Here is a 23,670-nt window from a genome sequence, read left to right on the forward strand (position 1 = left end):
CAGGGGCGCCGTGGGCGCCCCTGTTGTTTGTGGGGCACACACAATGACGGCGGACAAGCCTGCGGCATGTCCGCCCTACGGATGGGAAGGTATTGCGTTTGTGTCGGGTGGCGATGGCGAAGCCTTGTCCACCATGGCTCAGCGCGGTACCAGCGCCGGCAGCAGGGTGCGTGAGATGGCTTCGCGCACGTTCGGCAGCAGGGTGGCGCTGCCGCCCAGCAGTTCTTCCACCAGCCGGCGCAAGGCCAGCGCCCGCTCCGGGCTGAGGCCGGTTACCGCGTGGGCGCAGGCTTGCTCGGCGGTGGCCCCCGGCGGAATCGACAGGCCCAGCGCCACCAGGCGTTCGCGGAAGTCTTCCTGGTCGATCAGGTCGGCATGCATCATGTTCTTATCCTCCGTTCGCGGCGCTCTGGCAGCGTAGGCTGGGTTGAGCGCAGCGATACCCATGTGGTATCGACGCATTCTGATGGGTATCGCCCGCTCAACCCATCCTACGTATTGGCGGCTGCGGTTAGCGCAGCACGCCTTCTTCGAGCAATAAGGTGAAGATAGCCTCGGCACCGGCTTGCGGCGAGACATCCTTGAGCACCTGACCGCCGCCGCCGGTGGCTTTTGCCGTGGCGGCCTTCATGCGTTCGGCGCCGGTCTTGGCCTTGATCACCTTGAGGCGCTTGGGCCGTGGGCGCGCCGGTTGCAACTGCGCGACAGCGAGCAAGGCGTCGTCGACGCTGCTTACCGCCTGGGCCCGCAGTTGGCCACGGCGGGCCGGGCCGAAGGCGCTTTGCCGCGCCACGGGGGCGGCGTTGTCGACGCTGGCGAGAAACGGCAAGCGCACCTTCAAGCGCCGCCGCTGGCCACGCGGCAAGGCTTGCAGCACCTGCGCCACGCCGTGTTCGACCTTCTCCACCTCGGCCAGGCCGACCACCAACGGCCAGCCCAGGCGCTCGGCCAGCAGGAAGGGCAACATGCCCGAGCCTTCGCCGGTTTCCGCCTGGCTGCCGGTCAGCACCATCTGCGCGCCGGCCTCGCTCAGGTACTCGGCCAACGCTGGCAACGCATCGGCCTGTGCGGCTTGTTCAAGCACGGTGATTTCCGCCAGACCCATGCCCAGGTAGGCGCGCAGGGCTTCTGCGTGTGGGTCGCCGGCATGCAGCACCTGCAGCGTATCGCCGGCCAGGCGCAGGCCCAGCTCGACCGCGCGGGCATCCTGCTCGGCGCGGCGCGCGCGACCGGAGGTCGGGTGCGCGCCGACGGAGACCAGGGTGATGATATTCAAGTCAGCCATGGCTCAGCTCCGTAGGGTGGACATGGCGCAGCCTTGTCCACCAGGGGTATGCGTGGTTATCGGGTGGACAAGCCGTCGGCCTGTCCGTCCTACGCGTCTATGCGGCATCGCGCGCGCCTCCCTGGCGGTAGGCGGTAACCCGCTCGATCAGCGCCTGGAGAATGGCCGCCGAGTCGCCGATCACCGACAGGTCGGCGCGTTTGATCATGTCGCAGGTTGGATCGAGGTTGATGGCGATCACCTTGTCGCAGGCGCCGATGCCTTGCAGGTGCTGGATCGCCCCGGAGATGCCCACCGCCAGGTAGACCCGCGCGGTGACCCAGATGCCGGACGCGCCGACCTGGCGCTCGCGGCCCATAAAGCCATCGTCCACCGCTACCCGCGAGGCGCCTTCGGTGGCGCCGAGGGCGGCGGCGGCCTGGTGGAAGTGCGCCCAGTCCTTCACGCCGTTGCCGCCGGAAAGGATGAATTCGGCCTCGGCCATGGGAATCAGCGCCGGGTCGACCGCCACCGCGCCGAGATCCTCGATGCGGGGCAGGCTGTGGGCGACTTTTTCGTGCAATGCCAGTGGCCGCACTTCATGACGGCTGTCGCTGACCGGCTCGGCGCACTCGACGGCGGCGAGGATCAGCCGCGGTGCCTGGCGTATCAGATCTTCGCGCCCGGCGCCGGCGCGGCCGCTGGCAATCCCGTTGGCCACCTGCCAGACGCGCGTGGCCGGCCGTTCGCCGAGCTTGGCGGCCAGGCGCCGGCCAAGCTCGCCGCCGCCCGTGCGGCTATCGGGCAGCAGCCAGTGGCGCGGCGCCAGCTGGCTTTCCACGGCGCTCAGGGCGAGTACCCGTTGTTCCGGGGCATAGCCATCGAAGGCCGGGCCCTCGACGTGCAGCAGGCGGTCGACGCCGGCCGTGTCGAAGGCGCTTTCCTTGTGTTCGCCGAACGCCACGGCCAGCACCGCGCCGTCACTGCCGGCGAGGGTGTGGGCCAGGCCGAACAGGTCTTTGTCGTGGCTGCTCAGGCGGCCGCCGACCAAGTCCGGCACCACGGCGATATAAAACGCCGGTTGTTCGAGCACATGCAGCGGCAGTTGCACGGTTTGCGTGGTGGTCTGGCGCTTGCCGGTAACCCCCTGCTGGGTGCCGGAGCGGTCGATGCGCTTGAGCCCGTTGGGGCCGATAAAACCCACGGCATGCGGGTTCTTGCGGATAACGCCGTTGGCGCCGATCCAGCTGCTCTGCGCTGTTTGCATCGCCGCGTGCAGCGGATGCAGGCGGTTGCGCGCAATCCACTCGGCGCGCGGGTCGCGGCGGATAAGGTCGCTCATACACAGGACTCCGTAGCGTTTGCGTTCTCTGTGGTAGGGGCCGGGCGGTGATCCGCTTTAGCCGCGATATGGCCTGTCGCGGCTAAAGCCCCTCCCACGATGAGCTGCGGCTTGTTCATAACGTGCGTCGACATCACAGCAGCTCCGCCAGCTCGGACTTTGCCGGCACAGGCTGCTTTGCCTCGACCACGCCCTCGATCAATACGTCGGCCACCAGCTCGGCAATATCCTTGACCTCCGGGCGCGGGCCGACCACGCCTTCGAGCATGGCGGTGCACTGCGGGCAACCGACGGCCACCAGCTCAGCGCCGGTTTCCTTGATATCGAGCATGCGCATATCGGGGATGCGCTGCTTGCCGGGGATATCGGTGATCGGCGCGCCGCCGCCACCGCCGCAGCAACGTGAGCGGAAACCCGAGCGCTGCATCTCTTTCACCTCGATACCGATGGCATTCAGCACCGCACGCGGCGCTTCGTACTCGCCGTTGTAGCGGCCCAGGTAGCAGGGGTCGTGATAGGTCACGCTGCCGCCCTTGTGTTGACCAAGATTGAGCTTTTGAGCACTGATCAGCCGCTCCATATAGGTGCTGTGGTGCAGCACCTGGTAGCGACCGCCCAACTCGCCGTATTCGTTTTTCAGCACGTGGAAGCTGTGTGGGTCGCAGGTGACGATAGTGCGGAACTGGTACTTGGCCAGGGTGGCGATATTGCGTTTGGCCAGCAGCTGGAAGGTCGCTTCATCGCCCAGGCGCCGGGCCACGTCGCCGCTGTCACGTTCTTCCAGGCCGAGCACGGCGAAGTCGACGTTGGCGGCTTTCAGCACTTTGACGAAGGCGCGCAGGGTGCGCTGGTTGCGCATGTCGAAGGCGCCGTCGCCGACCCAGAACAACACCTCGACCTGCTGTTTATCGCTGAGCAGCGGCAGGTTGAGGTCCGCCGCCCAGTTCAGTCGACCACCGGGGTTGAAACCGCCGGGGTTGTCGGTGGCGATCAGGTTGTCGAGCACCTCGGCGCCCTTGTTCGGCGTGGCGCCTTTTTCCAGGGTCAGGTGGCGGCGCATGTCGACGATGGCGTCGACGTGCTCGATCATCATCGGGCATTCCTCGACGCAAGCGCGGCAGGTGGTGCACGACCACAGCGTCTCGGCATCCACCAGGGCCTTGCCGTTCAGGTTGACGATCGGTAGATGGGGGCCGCCGCTGTGTTCACCCACCGGCTTACCCGGATAGGGCGAACCAGCAAACTTGGCATCCGTGCCGCCGGCCAGGCCGACCACCATGTCCTGGATCAGCTTTTTCGGATTCAGCGGCTGGCCGGCGGCGAAGGCCGGGCAGGCCGCCTCGCACTTGCCGCACTGCACGCAGGCATCGAAGCCCAGCAGCTGGTTCCAGGTGAAGTCGGTGGGTTTTTCCACGCCCAGCGGGGCGTTGCAGTCATTCAGGTCCAGGGCCTTGAGGCCGGTGGAGCGGCCGCCGCCGAAGCGCTCGCTGCGGCGGTGCCAGGCCAGGTGCAGGGCGCCGGCGAAGGCATGCTTCATCGGCCCGCCCCAGGTCATGCCGAAGAACAGCTCGGACACGCCCCAGGCCACGCCGATACTCAGCACGATGGCCAGCACCCAGCCACCGAAGTCAGCGGGCAGAATCCCGGCCACCGGCAGGGTGGCGATAAAGAAGCTGGCGGCGAACATCAGCAGGCTTTTCGGCAGGCGCATCCACGGGCCTTTCGACAGCCGCGACGGCGGATCGAGACGGCGCTTGGCGACAAACAACGCACCGCCAAACATCAGCGCGCAGGCTGCCAGCAGGGCGAAGCCGAGAATGCGGCTGTGCAGGCCGAAACCGTGCACGACGATGGCCAGCACAGCCGCCAGGACAAAGCCGCCAGCCGTGGCCACGTGGGTGTTGGCGATGTATTTGTCGCGCGCCACCACATGGTGCAGGTCGACCATATAACGCCGCGGCATGGCCAGCAGGCCGCCGAGCCAGTCGACCTGCGCCGGCCGGCCGCGACGCCACATCAGAAAGCGTTTGCCCGCGCCAATAACCGCAAGGGCCAGGGCGGCGAACAATAGAATGGGGAGCAGGGTGTGCAACATCAGTTGGTCTCCTCAGAGGGACCACATAGGGTGATCAATACGATCGTGACCTTGGGCATGGTTCCTGTGGGAGGGGCTTTAGCCGCGACGCTGTTGACCTTGTCGCGGCTAAAGCCCCTCCCACAATGGTTCAGCAGCTGCCTTAGAAGTCCTTGCACAACCGCAATGCGTCATAGATCGCCGCGTGAGTGTTGCGCTGGGCCACGCAGTCGCCGATGCGGAACAGCAAGTAACCGTCGCCGGCCTGCGACAGGCACGGCTGCGGCTTGATCGCGAACAGCGCTTCGACGTCGATCTGACCTTTGTTGCGCGAGCCTTCCTTGAGCGCGTAGTAGAGGCTTTCGTCCGGGCGTACGCCGTTCTCCACCACCACCTGGTCGACCACCCGCTCCTCCTTGGCGCCGGTGTATTCGTTCTCCAGCACCGCCACCAGCTTGTCGCCCTCGCGGTAGACCTTTTCCAGCATCAGGTCGCCGGTCATGATCACTTCCTTGGGGTACAGGCTGCGGTAATAGGTGGGGAAGCTGGTGCCGCCGATGGCCACGCCCGGCTTGATATCGTCGGTAACGATCTCCACCTTGGCGCCTTTTTCGGCGATAAAGTCGGCTACCGACATGCCGGTGAATTCGCAGATGGTGTCGTACACCAGCACGTTGTTGCCTGGCGCGACCGTGCCGTCGAGGATGTCCCAGCTGCTCACCACCAACCCTTCGGCGGCGCCCCAGTGTTCGTTCTGTTCGATGAACGGATGGCCGCCGTTGGCCAGCACCACGATATCCGGGCGCAGGTCCATGATGCTCGCGACGTCCGCGCCGGTGCCCAGGCGCAAATCGACGCCGAGGCGGGCGATCTCCAGTTGGAACCAACGGGTGATGCCGGCCATCTGGTCGCGCTGCGGCGCCTTGGCCGCCAGACTGATCTGCCCGCCGAGGCTGTCTTTCTTTTCAAACAGGGTCACGTCATGGCCACGCTCGGCCGCCACGCGCGCCGCTTCCATGCCGGCTGGGCCACCGCCAACGATCACCACCTTGCGCTTCGGCCCATTGGTTTTTTCGATGATGTGCGGCAGGCCCATGTACTCGCGGGAAGTCGCGGCGTTCTGGATGCACAGCACGTCGAGGCCCTGGTACTGGCGGTCGATGCAGTAGTTTGCGCCGACGCACTGCTTGATCTGGTCGACTTGGCCCATCTTGATCTTGGCGATCAGGTGCGGGTCGGCGATGTGCGCGCGGGTCATGCCGACCATGTCGACATAGCCGCCTTCCAAAATCCGCGTGGCCTGGTTCGGGTCCTTGATGTTCTGCGCGTGCAGCACCGGTACCTTGACCACTTCCTTGATCCCGGCGGCCAGATGCAGAAACGGCTCCGGCGGATAGCTCATGTTCGGGATGACGTTGGCCAGGGTGTTGTGGGTGTCGCAGCCCGAGCCGACCACGCCGAGAAAGTCGAGCATGCCGGTGTCGTCGTAGTACTTGGCGATCTGCTTCATGTCCTCGTGGGACAAACCGTCCGGATGGAACTCGTCGCCGCAGATGCGCATGCCCACGCAGAAGTCGTCACCGACCTCGGCGCGCACGGCTTTGAGCACTTCCAGGCCGAACTTCATGCGGCCTTCGAAACTGCCGCCCCATTCGTCGGTGCGCTTGTTCACCCGTGGCGACCAGAACTGGTCGATCATGTGCTGGTGCACGGCGGACAGTTCGACGCCGTCCAGGCCGCCTTCTTTCGCGCGGCGCGCGGCCTGGGCGTAGTTGCCAATCACCCGCCAGATTTCCTCGACCTCGATGGTCTTGCAGGTGGCGCGGTGCACCGGCTCGCGGATGCCGGACGGCGACATCAGGGTCGGCCAGTTGAAGCCGTCCCAGCGCGAGCGACGGCCCATATGGGTAATCTGGATCATGATCTTGGCGCCGTGCTTGTGCATGGCGTCGGCGAGGTTCTGGAAGTGCGGGATGATCCGGTCGGTGGACAGGTTGACCGAACTCCACCACTCCTGCGGGCTGTCGATGGCCACCACCGAGGAGCCGCCGCAGATCGCCAGGCCGATGCCGCCCTTGGCCTTCTCTTCGTAATACTGCACGTAACGCTCGGTGGTCATGCCGCCGTCGGTGGCATACACCTCGGCGTGCGCGGTGCTGAGCACACGGTTGCGGATGGTCAGCTTGCCGATCTGGATCGGCTGGAACATTGCTTCGAAAGCCATTACGGCATCCTCACGGAACTAAGGATTGTGGGAGGCGCTTTAGCGGCGATAGCGGTAGGCCAGTCGCGGCTAAAGCCCCTCCCACACAGGATTGTCTTTAGCGTGGCTTAACCACAAACAGGCCATCGTCGTGGCCTGCTTCGGAGCCGCCATAGACCTGCTCGGCCACGGTGCGCAATTGGCTGCCCTGGGCCTGGAGAATCTGGTCCATGGCGCCGGCGAACCAGCCGGTGAACATGTAGTCGACCTTGCGCCCGCACTTGCCGTAGACGTAGACAAAGGCCGAGTGCTTGAGCTTCACCGACGCAGTGCCGGCGGCCAGATCGATGGCTTCGATTTCGAACAGCCCCCAACCGCGTTGCGACAGGCGCTTCATATAGTGTTCGAACACCGCCACGCCTTGCAGACCGTGGCACTCGGCCTCTTTCTCGCACCAGTGCCAGGCGGATTTGTAGCCGGCCTTGTAGAGAATTTCGGCGTAGGCGTCGGCGCCCAGGACTTCCTCGATGCCGATGTGGTTGTTGACGAAAAAGTGCCGTGGCACGTAGAGCATCGGCAGGGCGTCGGTGGTCCAGACGCCAGTTTCGTCGTCGACCTGGATAGGCATTTCGGGTGCGTGGGTGGCCATGTGTTCAGTGCTCCAGAATTCGTTGTCTTACGTATTTGAAAGATGCCGATGAATGCCTGTGGAGCCGTAGCGAGCACGCCGAGAGCAAGGAGACCCGCAGCGACAAGCGAGAGCAGTACGCATGTACGGCGAGCTTGTCGCGAGGACGCGACGCAGTTATCGGTGGGCGCAGTAGGCTCCGGAGGTATTCATCATTCGCCCCAGACGTCCGCCAGGACGTTCACCCAGTTCTCGCCCATGATCTTGCGCACTACGCGCTCGGAATGGCCGCGCCCCAACAGGGTTTCGGTGAGGTTGGGGAATTCGCCGACGGTGCGGATGCCCAGCGGGTTGACGATCTTGCCGAAGTTGGTCAGGCGACGGGCGTAGCCCTTGTCGTGGGTCAGGTACTCGAAGAAGTCCTGGCCGTGGCCCTGGGTAAAGTCGGTGCCGATACCGATGGCGTCTTCGCCGACCAGATTCATCACGTACTCGATGGCTTCGGCGTAGTCGTCGATGGTCGAGTCGATACCCTTGGCCAGGAAGGGCGCGAACATGGTCACGCCGACGAAGCCGCCGTGGTCGGCGATAAATTTCAGCTCGGCATCGGACTTGTTGCGCGGGTGTTCTTTCAGGCCGGACGGCAGGCAGTGCGAGTAGCAGACCGGCTTTTTCGATTCGAGGATGACTTCCTCGGAGGTCTTCGAGCCAACGTGGGACAGGTCGCACATGATGCCGACGCGGTTCATCTCGGCGACGATCTCGCGGCCGAAGCCGGACAGGCCGCCGTCGCGCTCGTAGCAGCCGGTGCCGACCAGGTTCTGGGTGTTGTAGCACAGCTGCACGATGCCCACGCCGAGCTGCTTGAACACCTCGACGTAGCCCAGTTGGTCTTCGAACGCGTGGGCGTTCTGGAAGCCGAAGAGGATGCCGGTCTTGCCCTGTTCCTTGGCCTTGCGGATGTCGGCGGTGCTGCGTACCGGGATCACCAGGTCGCTGTTCTCGCGGATCAGCTTCTGGCTGGCAGCGATGTTGTTCACCGTGGCCTGGAAGCCTTCCCACACCGAGACGGTGCAGTTGGCGGCGGTCAGGCCGCCTTTGCGCATGTCTTCGAACAGTTCACGGTTCCACTTGGCGATGATCAGACCGTCGATGACGATGCTGTCGGCGTGCAATTCGGCTGGGCTCATCAGGCTGTCCCCTTTTAGGTGAAAGTCGCGCAGCGACGCCTTCCTGTTGCCCTTCCCCCGGCGGGAGAAGGTGGCGCGGAGCGCCGGATAAGGGAGGCGGGCATGCCGCGTAGGTGTCTATAAGCTGGGGTGCCTCTTACGGCATGCCCGTTAGCTGGTATCGCCAAACCCGGTGTTGGCGCTTTGGAGTGAGCATATCCCTGGGGGGCAGGGCGACCCGGTGCAAAAGCGACCGGGGTATTGCCGAAAGCGTCAAGCCTTGGTCGCGAACGGATAAGCCGTCGGCAGCGCCGGCCGCTGTAGCAGCCAGCTTGCTGGCGATGCGCTTGCAGGATGGCTGATCGCCAGCAAGCACTGGGCGTCCCCCTGGCTTCTACAGGTCAGTGCGCGCTCAGGCGCTGGCCGTCGAGTGCTCGTGGCGGTCCTGGCTGGGACAGGTGGCGAAGCGCGCGCGGTAGCAGCGGGAGAAATACGACGAGGACTCGAAACCACAGGCCACGCCGACCTCCAGCACGCTCATATCGGTCTGGCGCAGCAGCTGGCGGGCCTTGTCCAGGCGCAGTGCCAGGTAGAAGTTCGATGGCGTTTCGTTCAGGTGCTGGCGGAACAGGCGCTCCAGCTGGCGCGGTGTGACGCGGATCAGTTCGGCCAACTGCTGGGAGCTGAGCGGCTGTTCACTCTGGCGTTCCATCTCGCCGATCACCTGCACCAGTTTCTTGTTGTGCACCGCGTAGCGGCTGGCGATCTGCATGCGCTGGTGGTCCTGGCGCGAGCGGATGCGGCCGAGCACGAATTGCTCGGACACCGCGACCGCCAGAGCTTCGCCGTGGTCGCGGCCGATCAGCGTGAGCATCAGGTCGAGGCTGGCGGTGCCACCGGCGCTGGTGATGCGCCGGTCGTCGATCTCGAACAGCTCCTGGGTCGCGCCCAGGCGCGGGTAGCGTTCCTGGAAGGCCTCAATGGCTTCCCAATGCAGGGTCAGGCGTTGCCCGGCGAACAACCCGGCTTCGGCGAGGACGAAGCTGCCGGTGTCGATGGCGCCGAGCAGCACGCCTTCCCGCTCGATCCGGTGCAGCCAGTGCGCCAGGCGCGCGTCGAAACTGGCCAGCGGCTCGAAACCGGCCACCACGAACAGCGTGTCGCCCGCCGCCGGCACATCCAGGGCGCCGTCGACGTTCAGCGACATGCCGTTGCTGCCCGCCACTGCCGCGCCGTCCAGGCTGAGCAGGCGCCAGCGGTACAGTTCGCCGCGAAAGCGATTGGCCACGCGCAGCGGCTCGATGGCCGACATCAGGCCCATCATGGAAAAACCGGGGAGCAGGAGAAACCACAGGGTCTGAGGCATGGTTGCATTCCGCGGGCGCTGGGAATGGTTAATAAAGGCTATGTCCAAATTAGGTGTTGCAGGAGAAGCCGCGCTTTTGTGGGAGCGGATTTATCCGCGAAAAACTTCGGAAGCTGAAGATATTTCGTGGCTAAAGCCGCTCCCACGAGGCGGCGGACCGCATCAACAAAAGTGGTGCCTGCAATCTCGTAGGCGCTGGCCATGCCCGCGACCTAGGGTAGGCGCCGCCAATTTCGCGGCCATGGGCCGCTCCTACGAGGTGGTGCGGCAGCGCGCCACTTACCCTACTACACGGCAGGCGAGGCGCAGGTGCAAGCAAGGTGGTCGCTTCTGTTCAACAGGTAGTCGCTTTAGTTCGTTTTTTGCCCAGCTGCGCTACGTACTGTGAGCACATCGGGCGCAGTGAATCCCGAGCACGGAGGAGTCGAAAGGCTCTTGCACAACAACAGACGGGCCAGCGAAAACCAGATTTTCAAGAGGCCCGATAAACCGTACCGCTGTAGGGGAGCATCAATGAACCGTCTCAACGCACTTGCCGCTTGCTCTTTACTCACCCTGTTCAGTGCCTCACTGCTGGCCGCCGACGACGCCAGTTGCCAGAAAATCCGCATCGGCGCGGTCGGCTGGACCGATGTGGTCGCCACCACCGCCGTGGCCAGCGAGCTGCTCGGTGACCTGGGCTACACCACCAGCCAGACCCAGGCCTCGCAGCAAATCATCTTCGCCGGCATCCAGAAGCAACAGATCGACGTGTTTCTCGGCTACTGGAAGCCGATCATGGACGACAACATCAAACCGTTCCTCGCCAGCGGCGCGGTCAAGGTCGCCGCCGAGCCGTCGCTGGACGACGCCATCGCGGTGCTCGCGGTGCCGACCTATACCGCCGAGGCGGGATTGAAGACGTTCGCCGATATCGCCGCGTTCAAGGCGCAGTTGGACGGCAAGATCTACGGCATCGAATCCGGCTCCGGCGCCAATACGGCGATCCAGAAGATGATCGACAGCAACCAGTTCGGTCTCGGCGAGTTCAAGCTGATCGAGTCCAGCGAGGCGGCCATGCTCACCGCGGTCAACCGCGCGGTGAAGGCCAACAAGCCGGTGCTGTTCTTCGGCTGGAAACCGCACCCGATGAATATCCAGATGCCGATCACCTACCTGACCGGCAGCCAGAACGTGTTCGGCCCGAATGACGGCGCCGCCACCGTGTCCACCGTCACCGCGCCGGACTTCGCCCAGCGCTGCCCGAACGCCGACCGCCTGCTCACCAGCCTGCGCTTCACCAGTGCCCAGGAAGCCGAGCTGATGCAGCCGATCATGCAGCGCGAGGCGCCGGCCAAGGTCGCCCGCGCCTGGCTCAAGGCCAACCCCGCGGTGGTCAAGACCTGGCTGGCCGGAGTCACCAGCTTCGACGGCAAGCATGCCGCCGAAGGCGTTATCGCCGGCCTGGGCAACTGAGCTCCAGCCAGCCTGCGTGGAATAAATTCAATCACCCCTGCCTGCGCGGTTCGCCGCGCAGGGCTGCAGATCGCCTCGAAGAAGGATGTAAAACCGTGAACTACGAAGTCATCGTCACCTGTGCGGTGACCGGTGCCGGCGATACCGTCGGCAAGCACCCGGCCATTCCCGTCACCCCGAAACAGATCGCCGCCGCCGCCATCGAAGCGGCCAAGGCCGGCGCCACGGTCGCCCACTGCCATGTGCGCGACCCGCACACCGGCAAGCCGAGCCGCGACGTGGCGCTGTACCGCGAGCTGGTCGAACGCATCCGCGAAAGCGACACCGACGTGATCATCAACCTCACCGCCGGCATGGGCGGCGACCTGGAAATCGGCCGTGGCGAACAACCGCTGGAATTCGGCGCCGGCACCGACCTGGTTGGCCCGCTGGAGCGGCTCAAGCATGTCGAGGAGCTGCTGCCGGAAATCTGCACCCTGGATTGCGGCACGCTGAATTTCGGCGACGGCGATTTCATCTACGTCTCCACCCCGGCGCAGCTGCGTGCCGGCGCCAAGCGCATCAGCGAGTTGGGGGTGAAGGCCGAGCTGGAAATCTTCGACACCGGCCATCTGTGGTTCGCCAAGCAGATGCTCAAGGAAGGCCTGCTCGACGACCCGTTGTTCCAGATCTGCCTGGGCATCCCCTGGGGCGCGCCGGCCGACACCACCACCATGAAGGCCATGGCCGACAACCTGCCGGCCGGCGCCACCTGGGCCGGTTTCGGCATCGGCCGCGCGCAAATGCCGATGGTCGCCCAGGCCATGCTGCTCGGCGGCAACGTGCGGGTTGGCCTGGAAGACAACATCTGGCTGGACCGCGGCGTGCACGCCAGCAATGGCCAGTTGGTCGAGCGCGCCGTCGAGATCATCGAGCGCATGGGCGGTCGCGCGCTAAGCCCGGCCGAGGGCCGCGCAAAGATGGGCCTTAAGCGTCGCGGCTGAAGCCTCTCCCACATGCGTGCGCAGGACTGGATAGCCGGTCCGTGGGAGGGGCTTCAGCCGCGCCGAACCGCCCCCGGCCCCTCCCGTAGTCACCCCCCGAATTAGCACCCCCGGATTGCCTCCGGGCTCTCTCATGCAGGAGTCACCATGACCTTTGTCACCGACATCAAAACCTTCGCCGCCCTCGGCACCGGCGTGATCGGCGCCGGCTGGATCGCCCGCGCCCTGGCCCACGGCCTCGACGTGATCGCCTGGGACCCGGCGCCCGGCGCCGAAGCCGCCTTGCGTGCGCGCATCGCCAATGCCTGGCCGGCTCTGGAGCAACAAGGTCTGGCGCGCGGCGCGGCGCAGGAGCGCCTGCGCTTCGTCGTAAGCATCGAGGAATGCGTGGAGCACGCCGACTTTATCCAGGAAAGCGCGCCGGAACGCCTCGACCTGAAACTCGACCTGCACGCCAAGATCAGCGCCGCGGCGCGGCCGAATGTGCTGATCGGCTCCAGCACCTCCGGTCTGCTGCCCAGCGAGTTCTACGCCGACGCCGTGCACCCCGAGCGCTGTGTGGTCGGCCATCCGTTCAACCCGGTGTACCTGCTGCCGCTGGTGGAAGTGGTCGGCGGCGAGAAGACCGCGCCGCAAGCGGTGCAGGCGGCGATTCAGGTGTATGAAGCGCTGGGCATGCGCCCGTTGCATGTGCGCAAGGAAGTGCCGGGTTTTATCGCCGACCGCCTGCTCGAAGCGCTGTGGCGCGAGGCGCTGCACCTGGTCAACGACGGCGTGGCCACTACCGGCGAGATAGACGATGCGATCCGCTTTGGCGCCGGTCTGCGCTGGTCGTTCATGGGCACTTTCCTGACCTATACGCTGGCGGGCGGCGATGCCGGCATGCGCCACTTCATGGCGCAGTTCGGCCCGGCCCTGCAACTGCCCTGGACCTACCTGCAAGCGCCGCAACTGACCGACGCGCTGATCGATCAGGTGGTCGACGGCACCCGCGCGCAACAGGGCGAGCGCAGCATCGCCGAGCTGGAACGCTACCGCGACGACTGCCTGCTGGCGGTGCTCGGGGCGGTCAAGGCCAGCAAGGCCAAGCATGGCTTCGCCTTTGCCGAGTAAGCGCCGCGCCATCCGCGTCAAATCAAGGGAAGCCAAAACCATGCCCCTCACCACCTACCGTACCGCCATCCAGCCCGAGTGGGTGGACTACAACGGCCACCTGCGCGATGCCTTCTACCTGCTGATTTTCAGCTACGCCACCGACGCGTTGATGGCGCAGATCGGCCTCGACGAGAGCGGGCGCGCCCGCAGCGGCCACACCCTGTACACCCTGGAATGCCACTTGAACTTCCTCGACGAGGTCAAGCTCGGCAGCGCCGTGGAGGTGCGCACCCAGGTGCTCGGCCACGACCGCAAGCGCCTGCATATCCACCATGGCCTGTACCGGCCGGGCAGCAGCGCGGCCCTGGCGGAAAGCGAGCAGATGCTGATGAACATCGACACCCGCACTTCACGCTCGGCGCCATTTGATGAGTCGGTCGCACGCCAGGTGCAGGCCTTGGGCGAGGCGCACCGCGCGCTGCCGGCACCAGCCTACGTCGGCCGGGTGATCGGCCTACCGGGGTAACGCGGCACTGGGGATATCTGCCCCTACACGGATCATGCGGCGGACAAGCCTTCGGCCTGTCCGCCCTACGTTGTGCAAGGCTTGCGTAGCGTGCCCCGCACATAAAAAGCCCTCGAGCCTATCCCTGTCGCAACTTCCGCGACAGCCAGCCTACAGCTGCTGTGTAGGGTGGACATGGCGCAGCCTTGTCCACCAACGACGGATCATGCGGCGGACAAGCCTTTGGCCTGTCCGCCCTACGCTGTGTATGGCTTGCGCAGCGTGCCCCGCACATAAAAAAAGCCCCCGCCAGAGCCGACGTCCTGGCGGGGGCAAACAACCCTTGCGGGTCTCAGTGTGATCGAGCGGGTTCGCGCGTTATCAGGCACGCGGTCAAGCCATAAACCGTTAGCAGGATGACCAGCAACAGGCCAAAAGACATGGCGTCGTCTTCCGGGGTGGTCTTACTCCGCGCCAACCTGGCGCAGGTAGGGCGCCGGCGCTTCGCCGAGGTTGTTCAGCAGGCGTTCGCTGTACCAGTCGATAAAGTTGACCACGCCGAACTCGTAAGTCTTCGAGTACGGGCCTGGCTGGTAGGCGGTGGAGTTGATGCCGCGCTGGTTCTCTTCGGCCAGGCGACGATCCTGGTCGTTGGTCGCGTCCCACACCTCACGCATGCGCGCGACGTCGTAGTCCACGCCTTCCACGGCATCCTTGTGCACCAGCCATTTGGTGGTGACCATGGTTTCCTGGGCGCTGATCGGCCACACGGTGAACACGATGATGTGGTCGCCCATGCAGTGGTTCCATGAGTGCGGCAGGTGCAGGATACGCATCGAGCCGAGGTCGGGGTTCTTGATCCGGCCCATGAGTTTCTTGCAGCCCTGCTGGCCGTCCAGGGTCATCGATACGGTGCCCTTGAGCAGCGGCATGCGCACGATGCGGTTACGCAGGCCGAAGCTGGCGTGGGCGTAGGGGATCTTCTCGGCGTCCCAGGCGGCGGCAGAGGCGGCCACGTGGTCCTTGAATTCCTGGCTGGCGCGCGGGTCGGTGACGTCGTCCCATTCCAGCAGGGTCTTCAGCAATTCCGGGTGCGAGCCGCTGCAGTGGTAGCACTCGCGGTTGTTCTCCAGCACCAGCTTCCAGTTGGCCTTCTCCATCAAGGTGGTTTGCACCGCCACCTTGGTGTTCTCCATGTCGTAAGGCTCCATGTAATGGGCCAGGGTGGCGAGGAAGTCGTCGATCGCCGGCGGGTTCTGCGCCAGGGAAATGAAGATGTAACCGCCAGCGGTCTTGCACTGCACCGGTTTGAGGCCGTACTCCTGCATGTCGAAGTCGGCGCCCATTTCGGTGCCGGCGAACAGCAGGCGGCCGTCCAGCTCGTAGGTCCACTGGTGGTAGTGGCAGACCAGCTTGGCGACCTTGCCTTTTTCGCTGGTGCACAGGCGCGAACCGCGATGACGGCAGACGTTATGGAAGGCGTGCACCACGCCTTCGGCACCACGGATGACGATGATCGGGTTGGCGCCGATTTGCAGGGTCAGGTAATTGCCCTTGCTCGGGATCTCGCAGGTCATGCCGGCGATCAGCCATTCCTTGTGGAAGATCTCCTGCATGTCGATCTGGAACAGCCGCTCGTCGTTGTAGAACGGTTGCGGCAGCGAGAAGGTGCGCTCGCGGGTCTGCAACATTTCGGCGGTGGCCTTGCGTGCCGGCGCCAGCGGATCGCCCAGACTCAGGGTGGAAGTGACGTCCATCGGTAACTCCTCAATGGCCAATCGCCTGGAGCGATTGCCGCAAAAAAGTGGCTGTTTCGGTTCTTACGCAAGGCGGCGTATGTGCCCCATTCCGCGCCTGCCGATGGCGCTTGAGATGATGGGGAAATTCGCTCATGACCTTTATGGTTCGGCTGGGTCGGAGTGTGGAGTCGGGCGTGGTAATGACCTTATCCATGGGCGACATGGTTGCATCCGTTTCCGACGCGGCAAGCCACGGGCCCAGCGGCAGGTCGCGATAAGCATGTAAATGTCGCTGGTAGGTAAATGAGCGCCGTGGCCGTTGCGCACAATCCGCTGCAAGAGGCCGGCAATCTGGCCGCCGTGCGCGAGAGAACGACCATGTCGAATCATTTCCTCAATCCCGTTACCACCCAGACCTGGAGCAACGGCCGTCATCAGGTGCGTTGCGTCAAGGTGATCCAGGAAACCTGGGACGTGCGCACCTTCTGTTTCATGGCCGATCAGCCCGTGCTGTTCTTCTTCAAGCCGGGGCAGTTCGTCACCCTGGAGTTGGAGATCGACGGCCTGCCGATCATGCGCTCCTACACCATCTCCAGCTCGCCGGCGGTGCCCTACAGTTTTTCCATCACCATCAAACGCGTGCCAGGCGGCAAGGTCTCCAACTGGCTGCACGATAATTTGCAGGAAGGTCAGGAGCTGGCCGTGCACGGGCCGGTGGGGCTGTTCAATGCCATCGATTATCCGGCGGAGAAGGTGCTGTTTCTCTCCGGCGGCGTCGGCATCACCCCGGTGATGTCGATGGCGCGCTGGTTCTACGACACCAACGGCAATGTCGACATGGTCTTTGTGCACAGTGCGCGCTCGCCGAAAGACATCATCTTCCACCGCGAGCTGGAACACATGGCCGCGCGGATCAACAACTTCAGCCTGCATGTGATCTGCGAAAAACACGGCTTTGGCGAGGCCTGGGCGGGCTACCGTGGCTTCCTCAACCAGAAGATGCTGGAACTGATCGCCCCGGACTACCTGGAGCGGGAAATCTTCTGCTGCGGGCCGACGCCCTACATGGGCGCGGTCAAGCGCCTGCTCGAAGCCAACGGCTACGACATGGCGCGCTACCACGAAGAAGCCTTTGGCCCGACGCCGCCGGCGGTCCGTGCCGAGGTCAAGGAGCTGGCCGCCGAGGCCGCCGAAGCGCCGCCGGTGCCGATCGCCGATCAGCATCAGGTGGCGTTCATCGGCACCGGCAAGAGCATTCGCGTCGATCCGGGCGAAACCGTGCACGCCGCCGCCGCCAAGCTTGGCCTGCACATTCCCAAGGCATGCGGCATGGGCATCTGCGGCACCTGCAAGGTAATGAAAACCGCCGGCGAGGTGGACATGGAACACAACGGCGGGATCACCGACGAAGACGTCGCCGAGGGCTACATCCTGTCCTGCTGCAGCGTGCCCAAGGGCGACGTGGCCATCGATTATTGAGCGCAGGTCGGGCCTTTGGTGGACAAGGCTACGCCATGTCCACCCTACTAAAAGCCAAGCGCAACCGTAGGGCGGACATGGCGCAGCCTTGTCCGCCGTTTAGAGCGTTTACCCGCTAATCGCCACCCGGCACCTCGGCATCCCTATCCCCCGCCCACCCCAACGGATAAATACCTTCGCGCACGGCGCGGTGAAAGCTGGAGTAGGGCCAATCCTCTACGCGCTCGACCCAGCCGTGTTTGGCCGGGTTGAAATGCAGGTAATCGAAGTGCCGCTGAAAGTCGTCTTCGTCGCGGATCAGGTGCTCCCAGTAACGCCGTTGCCAGATCCCCGCTTCACCTCTTTTGCCGAAGCGCGCGGCTAAGGGCAGGCCGCGACAGAACAGTTGCTTGAGCACCATCCAGCGTGTGGCGTAGTCGCTGTCGCCAGGTGGTAGCGTCCACAGGCAATGCATATGTTCGGGGAGCACTACCCAGGCGTCGATCGCGAAAGGATGTCGCTCTTTGGTCAGGGCAACGACGCGGCGCAGCAGCGCAATTTGGCGAACCAGCAGGTCGCTGCGGCGATCTTGCAGATTGACGGTGAAAAAGTAGGTGCCGCCCGGCACCCAGGCGCGACGGTAGTTCGGCATGGACGCATCCGTGTGTCCGTGGGTTGATTTGGGAGTGTAGTCAGGATTTTTGGTGGACAAGGCTCTGCCATGTCCACCCTACTAAAAGCCAAGCGTAACCGTAGGGCGGACATGGCGGAGCCTTGTCCGCCGTGGTTTACCGGTGTCGTCCGCGGTTACTGCGCGGCCATCGCTGCGCGGATTGCCGCGGCCAGTTCGCGTACGCGGGCTTCTTCGGTGTCCCAGGAGCACATGAAGCGTGCGCCGCCGGCGCCGATGAAGGTGTAGAAGCGCCAGCCATTGCCGCGCAGGATCTCCAGTGCCGGCTCGGACATTTGCAGGAACACGCCGTTGGCTTCCACTGGGAACATCAGGCTGACGCCCGGCACGTCGCTGACCAGTTCGGCGAGCAGGCGCGCGCAGTGGTTGGCGTGGCGCGCGTATTTCAGCCAGGCGTCGTTTTGTAGCAGGCCGACCCAGGGCGCGGAGAGGTAGCGCATCTTCGAGGCCAGTTGGCCGGCCTGCTTGCAGCGGTAGTCGAAGTCTTCGGCCAGGTCTTTGTTGAAGAACAGGATCGCTTCACCGACCGCCATGCCGTTCTTGGTGCCGCCGAAGCACAGCACGTCGACGCCGGCTTTCCAGGTCAGCTCGGCCGGGGTGCAGCCGAGGAAGGCGCAGGCGTTGGAGAAGCGCGCGCCGTCCATGTGCAGGTTGAGGCCCAGTTCGCGGCAGGTGGCGCTGATCGCGCGGACCTCCTCGGGGCGGTATACGGTGCCCACTTCGCTGGCCTGGGTGAGGGTGACCACGCGCGGTTTGGGGAAGTGGATGTCCTGGCGCTTGAGCGCCAGTTCGCGGATCGCCTCGGGGGTCAGCTTGCCCTGCTCGGTTTTGGCCAGCAGCAGCTTGGAGCCGTTGGAGAAGAACTCCGGGGCGCCGCATTCGTCGGTCTCGACGTGCGCGGTCTCCGAGCAGATCACGCTGTGGTAGCTCTGGCACAAGGCGGCCAGGGCCAGCGAGTTGGCTGCGGTGCCGTTGAAGGCGAAGAACACTTCGCAGTCGGTCTCGAACAGTTGGCGGAAGTGATCGGCGGCGCGCGCCGTCCACTGGTCGTCGCCGTAGGCGCGTTGGTGGCCCTGGTTGGCCTCGGCCATGGCGGCCCAGGCTTCCGGGCAGATGCCCGAGTAGTTGTCGCTGGCGAACTGTTGGCTCTGCTCGGTCATCGTGCGTTCCTTATCAGTCTGGCGCCGGGATGAGGGGCCGGCGGATGCCGCTACTTTACCCCTGCGCCGCGCTACGGTGGGGCGTCTGCGGCGACATCTTGTTCATTCCAGGCGCTATTCGGCGCGGCGCCGGGCATGCCGCCACGGGTGCCCGCCGGCAAAGCAAAAGGCTCTGTCTCAGTGACGTATTGCAGGAAAAGCCGTGCTGTTGTGGGAGCGGCGGTCTGCATCAACAGTTAACGGGTGCAGAGCCAATCAAAAGGAACTCATGCGGGGCGTCGGCCTCACAACAAGGGTCCCGGCTGGTTTGCCGCTGTCATCGACCCGAACAGGAGTTCCCTATGCTTTCTCGTCATCTACTGGTCCTTTGTGCGTCCCTGGCATTTGCCCTGCCTGCCGTCGCCGCCGCCGATAAATGGCCGGCCGGCGCCAAGGCGGCATTCGTCAACGAGTGCGTGGCCGGCGCCCCGCAGGGGCATGCCGCGAGCAACCTGCAAGCCTATTGCGAGTGTGCGGCCGAGCAAGTCAGCAGCGAGTTCAGTCAGGCGGAGATGCAGGCCATGGGCGGCCAGGCGCCGGCCGATCCAACGTTGCAACAGCGTCTGGCCGCGGCGTCGAGCAGTTGCAGCAGCACCTTGCAGCCTTGATCGACACGGCGCTGCGCGCACGGGGTTGATCCCGGGCGCGCATCGGCGGCGCCGTTGGGTTACCGTCGAGCGCACCCGATGACCCACGAGCGCCGCCATGCCGATCCCCTTTGCCGCCTCCGCTAGCCGTCCACGCGATGTCGCGCTGGACCTGATCAAGTGGCTGGCGCTGCTGAGCATGTTGATCGACCACCTGCGGCATGTCTGGCCGCAGTTGTACTTTCTGTATGTTCCGGGGCGCCTGGCGTTTCCGTTGTTCTGCCTGGCGATTGCCGCCAACGTGGTGCGGCCCGTGGTGGGCGAGCGCAGGCCGCTGCCGCTGCGTTACCTCGGTCTGCTGCTGGTGTTCGCGCTGCTCTCCGAGTGGCCCTATCGGTTGTTGGTGCCGGCGCCGCAGTCGCTGAATGTGCTGCCGACTCTGTTGTTGGGCCTGTTGCTCGCCAGTGCGCTGCAACAGCCGTATGGGCAGCGCCGTTGGTTGGGCGCGGCGGCATTGCTGACGGCCGTTGTCGGCCATCCCTGGTTGATGTTCGGCGCCGCCGGCGCTCTGCTACCGGCGGCATTCGTGTATGCGTTGCAGCGCTCTGGCCCTGCGTGGGTCTGGCCCGTGTTGCTGTGCCTGCTGGCCAACTACTGGCCGCCGTTCTATATCGATGCCGCGCGCGGCGACCCGTTCGCCTGGGCGGTGATCCTGATCTGCGCCCTGGCGCCGCTGGGCGGGCTGTGGCTGCTGCGCCAGCCGCTGCAGCTGTGGGTGCCGCCAGTGCGGCGCTGGGCCTATCTGTTCTATCCCGGACACTTCCTGCTGCTGGTCGTCGTGCGCGAGTGGTTCACCTAAGAGGCGCCGCGCCTGCGGCTTGCGCTCTTGTAGGGTGGACATAGCAACGCCTTGTCCACCGCTTGCGGCCTGGGTGGCGGACAAGCCTTGCGGCCTGTCCGCCCTACGACTGCCCTGGCGGGTTGCACCCGCCCTGCGCGCATGTCGCAAACGCAACCCCCCGTGGCGTGCATAGGCATCTGACGGTTCAGGGCGAGTCATACCATCGGTTGCAAAGAGGCTAAGGCCTCTCGACCGACAGCTATGCGCCGCCCCGGTGCCGCAGGAGATCAGCAATGTTCAGCAAGCACGACCAGATTCAGGGCTACGACGACGAATTGCTCAGCGCCATCAACGCCGAAGAGCGTCGTCAGGAGCATCACATCGAGCTGATCGCCTCGGAGAACTACACCAGTCAGCGGGTGATGGAAGCCCAGGGCAGCGGCCTGACCAACAAGTACGCCGAAGGCTATCCGGGCAAGCGCTACTACGGCGGTTGCGAGCATGTCGATGTGGTCGAGCAGCTGGCCATCGACCGCGCCAAGCAGCTGTTCGGCGCCGATTACGCCAACGTCCAGCCGCACTCCGGCTCGCAGGCCAACAGCGCGGTGTACCTGGCCTTGTTACAGGCCGGAGACTGCATTCTCGGCATGAGCCTGGCGCATGGCGGTCACCTGACCCACGGCGCCAAGGTGTCGTCCTCGGGCAAGCTGTACCACGCCGTGCAGTACGGCATCGACACCGCCACCGGCTTGATCGACTACGACGAAGTCGAGCGCCTGGCCGTGGAGCACAAGCCGAAGATGATCGTCGCCGGCTTCAGCGCTTACTCGAAGACCCTGGATTTCCCGCGTTTCCGCGCCATCGCCGACAAGGTCGGGGCGCTGCTGTTCGTCGACATGGCCCACGTGGCCGGGCTGGTCGCGGCCGGTCTGTACCCCAACCCGCTGCCCTACGCCGACGTGGTCACCACCACCACCCACAAGACCCTGCGCGGCCCGCGTGGCGGCTTGATCCTGGCCAAGGCCAACCCGGAGATCGAGAAGAAGCTGCAATCCGCGGTATTCCCCGGCGCCCAAGGCGGCCCGCTGATGCACGTGATCGCGGCCAAGGCGGTGTGCTTCAAGGAAGCCCTGGAGCCGGCCTTCAAGACCTATCAACAGCAGGTGATCAACAACGCCCAGGCCATGGCCAAGGTGTTTATCGAGCGCGGTTATGACGTGGTCTCCGGCGGCACCGACAACCACCTGTTCCTGGTCAGCCTGATCGCGCAGGGCATCACCGGCAAAGACGCCGACGCCGCGCTCGGCCGCACCGGCATCACGGTGAACAAGAACGCCGTGCCGAATGACCCGCAGTCGCCGTTCGTCACCTCGGGCCTGCGCATCGGCACCCCGGCGATCACCACCCGCGGCCTCAAGGTCGAGCAGAGCGTGGCCCTGGCCGGCTGGATCTGCGACGTGCTCGATCACCTCGGCGACGCCGATGTCGAGGCGCAAGTAGCCACCCAGGTGGCCGGGCTGTGCGCCGATTACCCGGTCTACCGTTAAGTTTTGCCGCATCGCTAGGGTGGGTTAGCCGAAGGCGTAACCCACCCGCGTTTCGCGGCAGGGGGTCATCTGTCGTCACGGCGGGTTAGGCCGCTGCGCGGCTAACCCACCCTACGCACTACCTCGTTTCGACCGGTGGGCCAAGCAGTACCCAGATTTCAGGAGCATTGTTATGCAGCGTTATTCCGGCTTCGGCCTCATCAAGCACGCGTTCAGTCACCACGAAAACTGGCAGCGCATGTGGCGCAACCCGACGCCCAAGCCGGTCTATGACGTGATCATCGTCGGCGGCGGCGGCCATGGCCTGGCCACCGCCTATTACCTGGCGAAAGAGTTCGGCGTGCGCAACGTCGCGGTGGTGGAGAAGGGCTGGCTGGGCGGCGGTAACACCGCGCGCAACACCACCATCGTGCGCTCCAACTACCTGTGGGACGAGTCCGCGCACCTTTACGAGCACGCCATGAAGCTCTGGGAAGGCTTGTCCCAGGACCTCAACTACAACGTGATGTTTTCCCAGCGCGGCGTGTTCAACCTCGGCCATACCCTGCAAGACATGCGCGACATCGAGCGCCGGGTCAGCGCCAACCACCTCAACGGTATCGACGGTGAAGTGCTCAACGCCAAGCAGGTCGAGGAGCTGATCCCGTATATGGATTGCTCGAAGAACACCCGCTACCCGGTGTTGGGCGCGTCCTTGCAGCGCCGCGGCGGCGTTGCCCGTCACGATGCCGTGGCCTGGGGCTATGCGCGCGCCGCCGATGCCCTCGGCGTCGACCTGCTGCAACAGACCGAAGTGATCGGCTTTCGTAAGGAAAACGGCGTGGTCATCGGCGTCGAGACCAACCGCGGTTTTATCGGCGGCAAGCGCGTCGGTGTGGTCACCGCGGGCAACTCCGGGCACATGGCGGGGCTTGCCGGCTTCCGCCTGCCAATCGAGTCGCACCCGTTGCAGGCGCTGGTCTCCGAGCCGATCAAACCGATCATCGACAGCGTGATCATGTCCAACCAGGTGCACGGCTATATCAGCCAGTCGGACAAGGGCGACCTGGTCATCGGTGCCGGTATCGACGGCTACAACGGTTACGGCCAGCGCGGTTCCTACCCGACCATCGAGCACACCCTGCAGGCCATCGTCGAATTGTTCCCGGTGCTCTCGCGGGTACGCATGAACCGCCAGTGGGGCGGCATCGTCGACACCACGCCGGACGCCTGCCCGATCATTTCGCCGACCCCGGTGAAGAACCTGTTCTTCAACTGCGGCTGGGGCACCGGCGGCTTCAAGGCCACCCCCGGTTCCGGTCATGTGTTCGCCGCGAGCCTGGCCAAGGGCGAGATGCACGCGCTGGCCAAGCCCTTCGCGATGGACCGTTTCTACAACGGCGCGCTGATCGACGAACACGGCGCTGCCGGGGTGGCGCATTAAACATTCATCCCGCAGGGCGGGTGAGGGTTGTTCAGGTTGCGCGGACCCCTTGCCCTCACCCCCGGCCCCTCTCCCGGGGGGAGAGGGGTGAACAGCAGTTG

The 23,670-nt window shown here is 64.9% G+C and carries 20 protein-coding genes; 9 read left to right on the plus strand and 11 right to left on the minus strand.

Annotated features, from left to right (window positions below):
- Positions 1 to 138: 138 nt before the first annotated feature.
- From B3M58_RS20780 to B3M58_RS20815, 8 genes are all read right to left on the minus strand, one after another.
- Entirely contained in the window at positions 139 to 384 is a 246-nt protein-coding gene (locus B3M58_RS20780; protein WP_296222125.1) for a hypothetical protein, read from the minus strand.
- 127 nt (positions 385 to 511) lie between these two features.
- A complete protein-coding gene (locus tag B3M58_RS20785; protein ID WP_296222127.1) occupies positions 512 to 1,285 on the minus strand; it encodes an electron transfer flavoprotein subunit beta in 774 nt (257 codons plus the stop codon).
- Positions 1,286 to 1,382: 97 nt separating this feature from the next.
- A complete protein-coding gene (locus B3M58_RS20790; protein WP_296222129.1) occupies positions 1,383 to 2,606 on the minus strand; it encodes an electron transfer flavoprotein subunit alpha/FixB family protein in 1,224 nt (407 codons plus the stop codon).
- Positions 2,607 to 2,739: 133 nt separating this feature from the next.
- The gene (dgcB, locus tag B3M58_RS20795; RefSeq protein WP_296222132.1) at positions 2,740 to 4,701 is read right to left on the minus strand and encodes a dimethylglycine demethylation protein DgcB; all 1,962 of its coding nucleotides are present in this window, start codon (positions 4,699 to 4,701) and stop codon (positions 2,740 to 2,742) included.
- Positions 4,702 to 4,843: 142 nt separating this feature from the next.
- Positions 4,844 to 6,904, minus strand: a complete 2,061-nt coding sequence (dgcA, locus tag B3M58_RS20800) for a dimethylglycine demethylation protein DgcA (RefSeq protein WP_296222134.1) — start codon at positions 6,902 to 6,904, stop codon at positions 4,844 to 4,846.
- Positions 6,905 to 7,001: 97 nt separating this feature from the next.
- Positions 7,002 to 7,532, minus strand: a complete 531-nt coding sequence (locus B3M58_RS20805; RefSeq protein WP_296222137.1) for a DUF5943 domain-containing protein — start codon at positions 7,530 to 7,532, stop codon at positions 7,002 to 7,004.
- 191 nt (positions 7,533 to 7,723) lie between these two features.
- Complete coding sequence (locus tag B3M58_RS20810; protein ID WP_296222140.1) at positions 7,724 to 8,701, minus strand: dipeptidase; 978 nt, start codon at positions 8,699 to 8,701, stop codon at positions 7,724 to 7,726.
- Positions 8,702 to 9,092: 391 nt separating this feature from the next.
- The gene (locus tag B3M58_RS20815) at positions 9,093 to 10,046 is read right to left on the minus strand and encodes a GlxA family transcriptional regulator (protein ID WP_296222142.1); all 954 of its coding nucleotides are present in this window, start codon (positions 10,044 to 10,046) and stop codon (positions 9,093 to 9,095) included.
- A gap of 513 nt (positions 10,047 to 10,559) precedes the next feature.
- Between B3M58_RS20815 and choX the strand changes: the two genes are divergently transcribed.
- From choX to B3M58_RS20835, 4 genes are all read left to right on the plus strand, one after another.
- Positions 10,560 to 11,501, plus strand: coding sequence for a choline ABC transporter substrate-binding protein (gene choX / locus B3M58_RS20820; protein WP_296222143.1), 942 nt, complete (start codon positions 10,560 to 10,562; stop codon positions 11,499 to 11,501).
- Positions 11,502 to 11,596: 95 nt separating this feature from the next.
- Complete coding sequence (locus B3M58_RS20825; protein WP_296222144.1) at positions 11,597 to 12,484, plus strand: 3-keto-5-aminohexanoate cleavage protein; 888 nt, start codon at positions 11,597 to 11,599, stop codon at positions 12,482 to 12,484.
- 147 nt (positions 12,485 to 12,631) lie between these two features.
- A complete protein-coding gene (locus tag B3M58_RS20830) occupies positions 12,632 to 13,597 on the plus strand; it encodes an L-carnitine dehydrogenase (RefSeq protein ID WP_296222145.1) in 966 nt (321 codons plus the stop codon).
- Positions 13,598 to 13,637: 40 nt separating this feature from the next.
- Positions 13,638 to 14,105, plus strand: coding sequence for a thioesterase family protein (locus B3M58_RS20835; protein ID WP_296222146.1), 468 nt, complete (start codon positions 13,638 to 13,640; stop codon positions 14,103 to 14,105).
- A gap of 443 nt (positions 14,106 to 14,548) precedes the next feature.
- Here the strand turns inward: B3M58_RS20835 and gbcA are convergent, their stop codons facing one another.
- Positions 14,549 to 15,841 (minus strand): glycine-betaine demethylase subunit GbcA, encoded by a 1,293-nt coding sequence (gene gbcA / locus B3M58_RS20840; protein WP_296222147.1) that lies wholly within the window; start codon positions 15,839 to 15,841, stop codon positions 14,549 to 14,551.
- A gap of 360 nt (positions 15,842 to 16,201) precedes the next feature.
- Here gbcA and gbcB point away from each other — a divergent pair, with 360 nt between their 5' ends.
- Positions 16,202 to 17,302, plus strand: a complete 1,101-nt coding sequence (gene gbcB, locus B3M58_RS20845; RefSeq protein ID WP_296222168.1) for a glycine-betaine demethylase subunit GbcB — start codon at positions 16,202 to 16,204, stop codon at positions 17,300 to 17,302.
- Positions 17,303 to 17,417: 115 nt separating this feature from the next.
- On the opposite strand, the gene B3M58_RS20850 is transcribed toward gbcB, so the two are convergent.
- Both B3M58_RS20850 and B3M58_RS20855 read right to left on the minus strand, forming a co-directional pair.
- Entirely contained in the window at positions 17,418 to 17,933 is a 516-nt protein-coding gene (locus B3M58_RS20850; protein WP_296222148.1) for an REP-associated tyrosine transposase, read from the minus strand.
- 155 nt (positions 17,934 to 18,088) lie between these two features.
- Positions 18,089 to 19,132 carry a low specificity L-threonine aldolase gene (locus B3M58_RS20855; RefSeq protein ID WP_296222149.1) on the minus strand — a complete coding sequence of 348 codons (1,044 nt, stop codon included), beginning with the start codon at positions 19,130 to 19,132 and terminating at the stop codon, positions 18,089 to 18,091.
- Positions 19,133 to 19,473: 341 nt separating this feature from the next.
- Here B3M58_RS20855 and B3M58_RS20860 point away from each other — a divergent pair, with 341 nt between their 5' ends.
- From B3M58_RS20860 to B3M58_RS20875, 4 genes are all read left to right on the plus strand, one after another.
- Positions 19,474 to 19,779, plus strand: coding sequence for a hypothetical protein (locus B3M58_RS20860; RefSeq protein WP_296222150.1), 306 nt, complete (start codon positions 19,474 to 19,476; stop codon positions 19,777 to 19,779).
- A 97-nt stretch (positions 19,780 to 19,876) separates the two neighbouring features.
- Positions 19,877 to 20,617: a TraX family protein gene (locus tag B3M58_RS20865; protein WP_296222151.1), complete on the plus strand. Its 741-nt coding sequence runs from the start codon at positions 19,877 to 19,879 to the stop codon at positions 20,615 to 20,617.
- A 275-nt stretch (positions 20,618 to 20,892) separates the two neighbouring features.
- On the plus strand, positions 20,893 to 22,146 hold the full coding sequence (glyA, locus tag B3M58_RS20870) for a serine hydroxymethyltransferase (protein WP_296222152.1): 1,254 nt from the start codon (positions 20,893 to 20,895) through the stop codon (positions 22,144 to 22,146).
- A gap of 172 nt (positions 22,147 to 22,318) precedes the next feature.
- Positions 22,319 to 23,569, plus strand: coding sequence for a sarcosine oxidase subunit beta family protein (locus B3M58_RS20875; RefSeq protein WP_296222153.1), 1,251 nt, complete (start codon positions 22,319 to 22,321; stop codon positions 23,567 to 23,569).
- The last annotated feature ends 101 nt before the right edge of the window (positions 23,570 to 23,670 follow it).

Source organism: Pseudomonas sp. UBA2684 (assembly GCA_002354655.1).
GTDB lineage: Bacteria > Pseudomonadota > Gammaproteobacteria > Pseudomonadales > Pseudomonadaceae > Aquipseudomonas.

Excerpts from the sequence above, each read along its gene's own strand:
- B3M58_RS20780 (WP_296222125.1), bottom strand. The coding sequence starts at position 384 with ATGATGCATGCCGACCTGATCGACCAGGAAGACTTCCGCGAACGCCTG.
- B3M58_RS20785 (WP_296222127.1), bottom strand. The coding sequence starts at position 1,285 with ATGGCTGACTTGAATATCATCACCCTGGTCTCCGTCGGCGCGCACCCG.
- B3M58_RS20790 (WP_296222129.1), bottom strand. The coding sequence starts at position 2,606 with ATGAGCGACCTTATCCGCCGCGACCCGCGCGCCGAGTGGATTGCGCGC.
- dgcB (WP_296222132.1), bottom strand. The coding sequence starts at position 4,701 with ATGTTGCACACCCTGCTCCCCATTCTATTGTTCGCCGCCCTGGCCCTT.
- dgcA (WP_296222134.1), bottom strand. The coding sequence starts at position 6,904 with ATGGCTTTCGAAGCAATGTTCCAGCCGATCCAGATCGGCAAGCTGACC.
- B3M58_RS20805 (WP_296222137.1), bottom strand. The coding sequence starts at position 7,532 with ATGGCCACCCACGCACCCGAAATGCCTATCCAGGTCGACGACGAAACT.
- B3M58_RS20810 (WP_296222140.1), bottom strand. The coding sequence starts at position 8,701 with ATGAGCCCAGCCGAATTGCACGCCGACAGCATCGTCATCGACGGTCTG.
- B3M58_RS20815 (WP_296222142.1), bottom strand. The coding sequence starts at position 10,046 with ATGCCTCAGACCCTGTGGTTTCTCCTGCTCCCCGGTTTTTCCATGATG.
- choX (WP_296222143.1), top strand. The coding sequence starts at position 10,560 with ATGAACCGTCTCAACGCACTTGCCGCTTGCTCTTTACTCACCCTGTTC.
- B3M58_RS20830 (WP_296222145.1), top strand. The coding sequence starts at position 12,632 with ATGACCTTTGTCACCGACATCAAAACCTTCGCCGCCCTCGGCACCGGC.
- B3M58_RS20835 (WP_296222146.1), top strand. The coding sequence starts at position 13,638 with ATGCCCCTCACCACCTACCGTACCGCCATCCAGCCCGAGTGGGTGGAC.
- gbcA (WP_296222147.1), bottom strand. The coding sequence starts at position 15,841 with ATGGACGTCACTTCCACCCTGAGTCTGGGCGATCCGCTGGCGCCGGCA.
- gbcB (WP_296222168.1), top strand. The coding sequence starts at position 16,202 with ATGTCGAATCATTTCCTCAATCCCGTTACCACCCAGACCTGGAGCAAC.
- B3M58_RS20850 (WP_296222148.1), bottom strand. The coding sequence starts at position 17,933 with ATGCCGAACTACCGTCGCGCCTGGGTGCCGGGCGGCACCTACTTTTTC.
- B3M58_RS20855 (WP_296222149.1), bottom strand. The coding sequence starts at position 19,132 with ATGACCGAGCAGAGCCAACAGTTCGCCAGCGACAACTACTCGGGCATC.
- B3M58_RS20860 (WP_296222150.1), top strand. The coding sequence starts at position 19,474 with ATGCTTTCTCGTCATCTACTGGTCCTTTGTGCGTCCCTGGCATTTGCC.
- B3M58_RS20865 (WP_296222151.1), top strand. The coding sequence starts at position 19,877 with ATGCCGATCCCCTTTGCCGCCTCCGCTAGCCGTCCACGCGATGTCGCG.
- glyA (WP_296222152.1), top strand. The coding sequence starts at position 20,893 with ATGTTCAGCAAGCACGACCAGATTCAGGGCTACGACGACGAATTGCTC.
- B3M58_RS20875 (WP_296222153.1), top strand. The coding sequence starts at position 22,319 with ATGCAGCGTTATTCCGGCTTCGGCCTCATCAAGCACGCGTTCAGTCAC.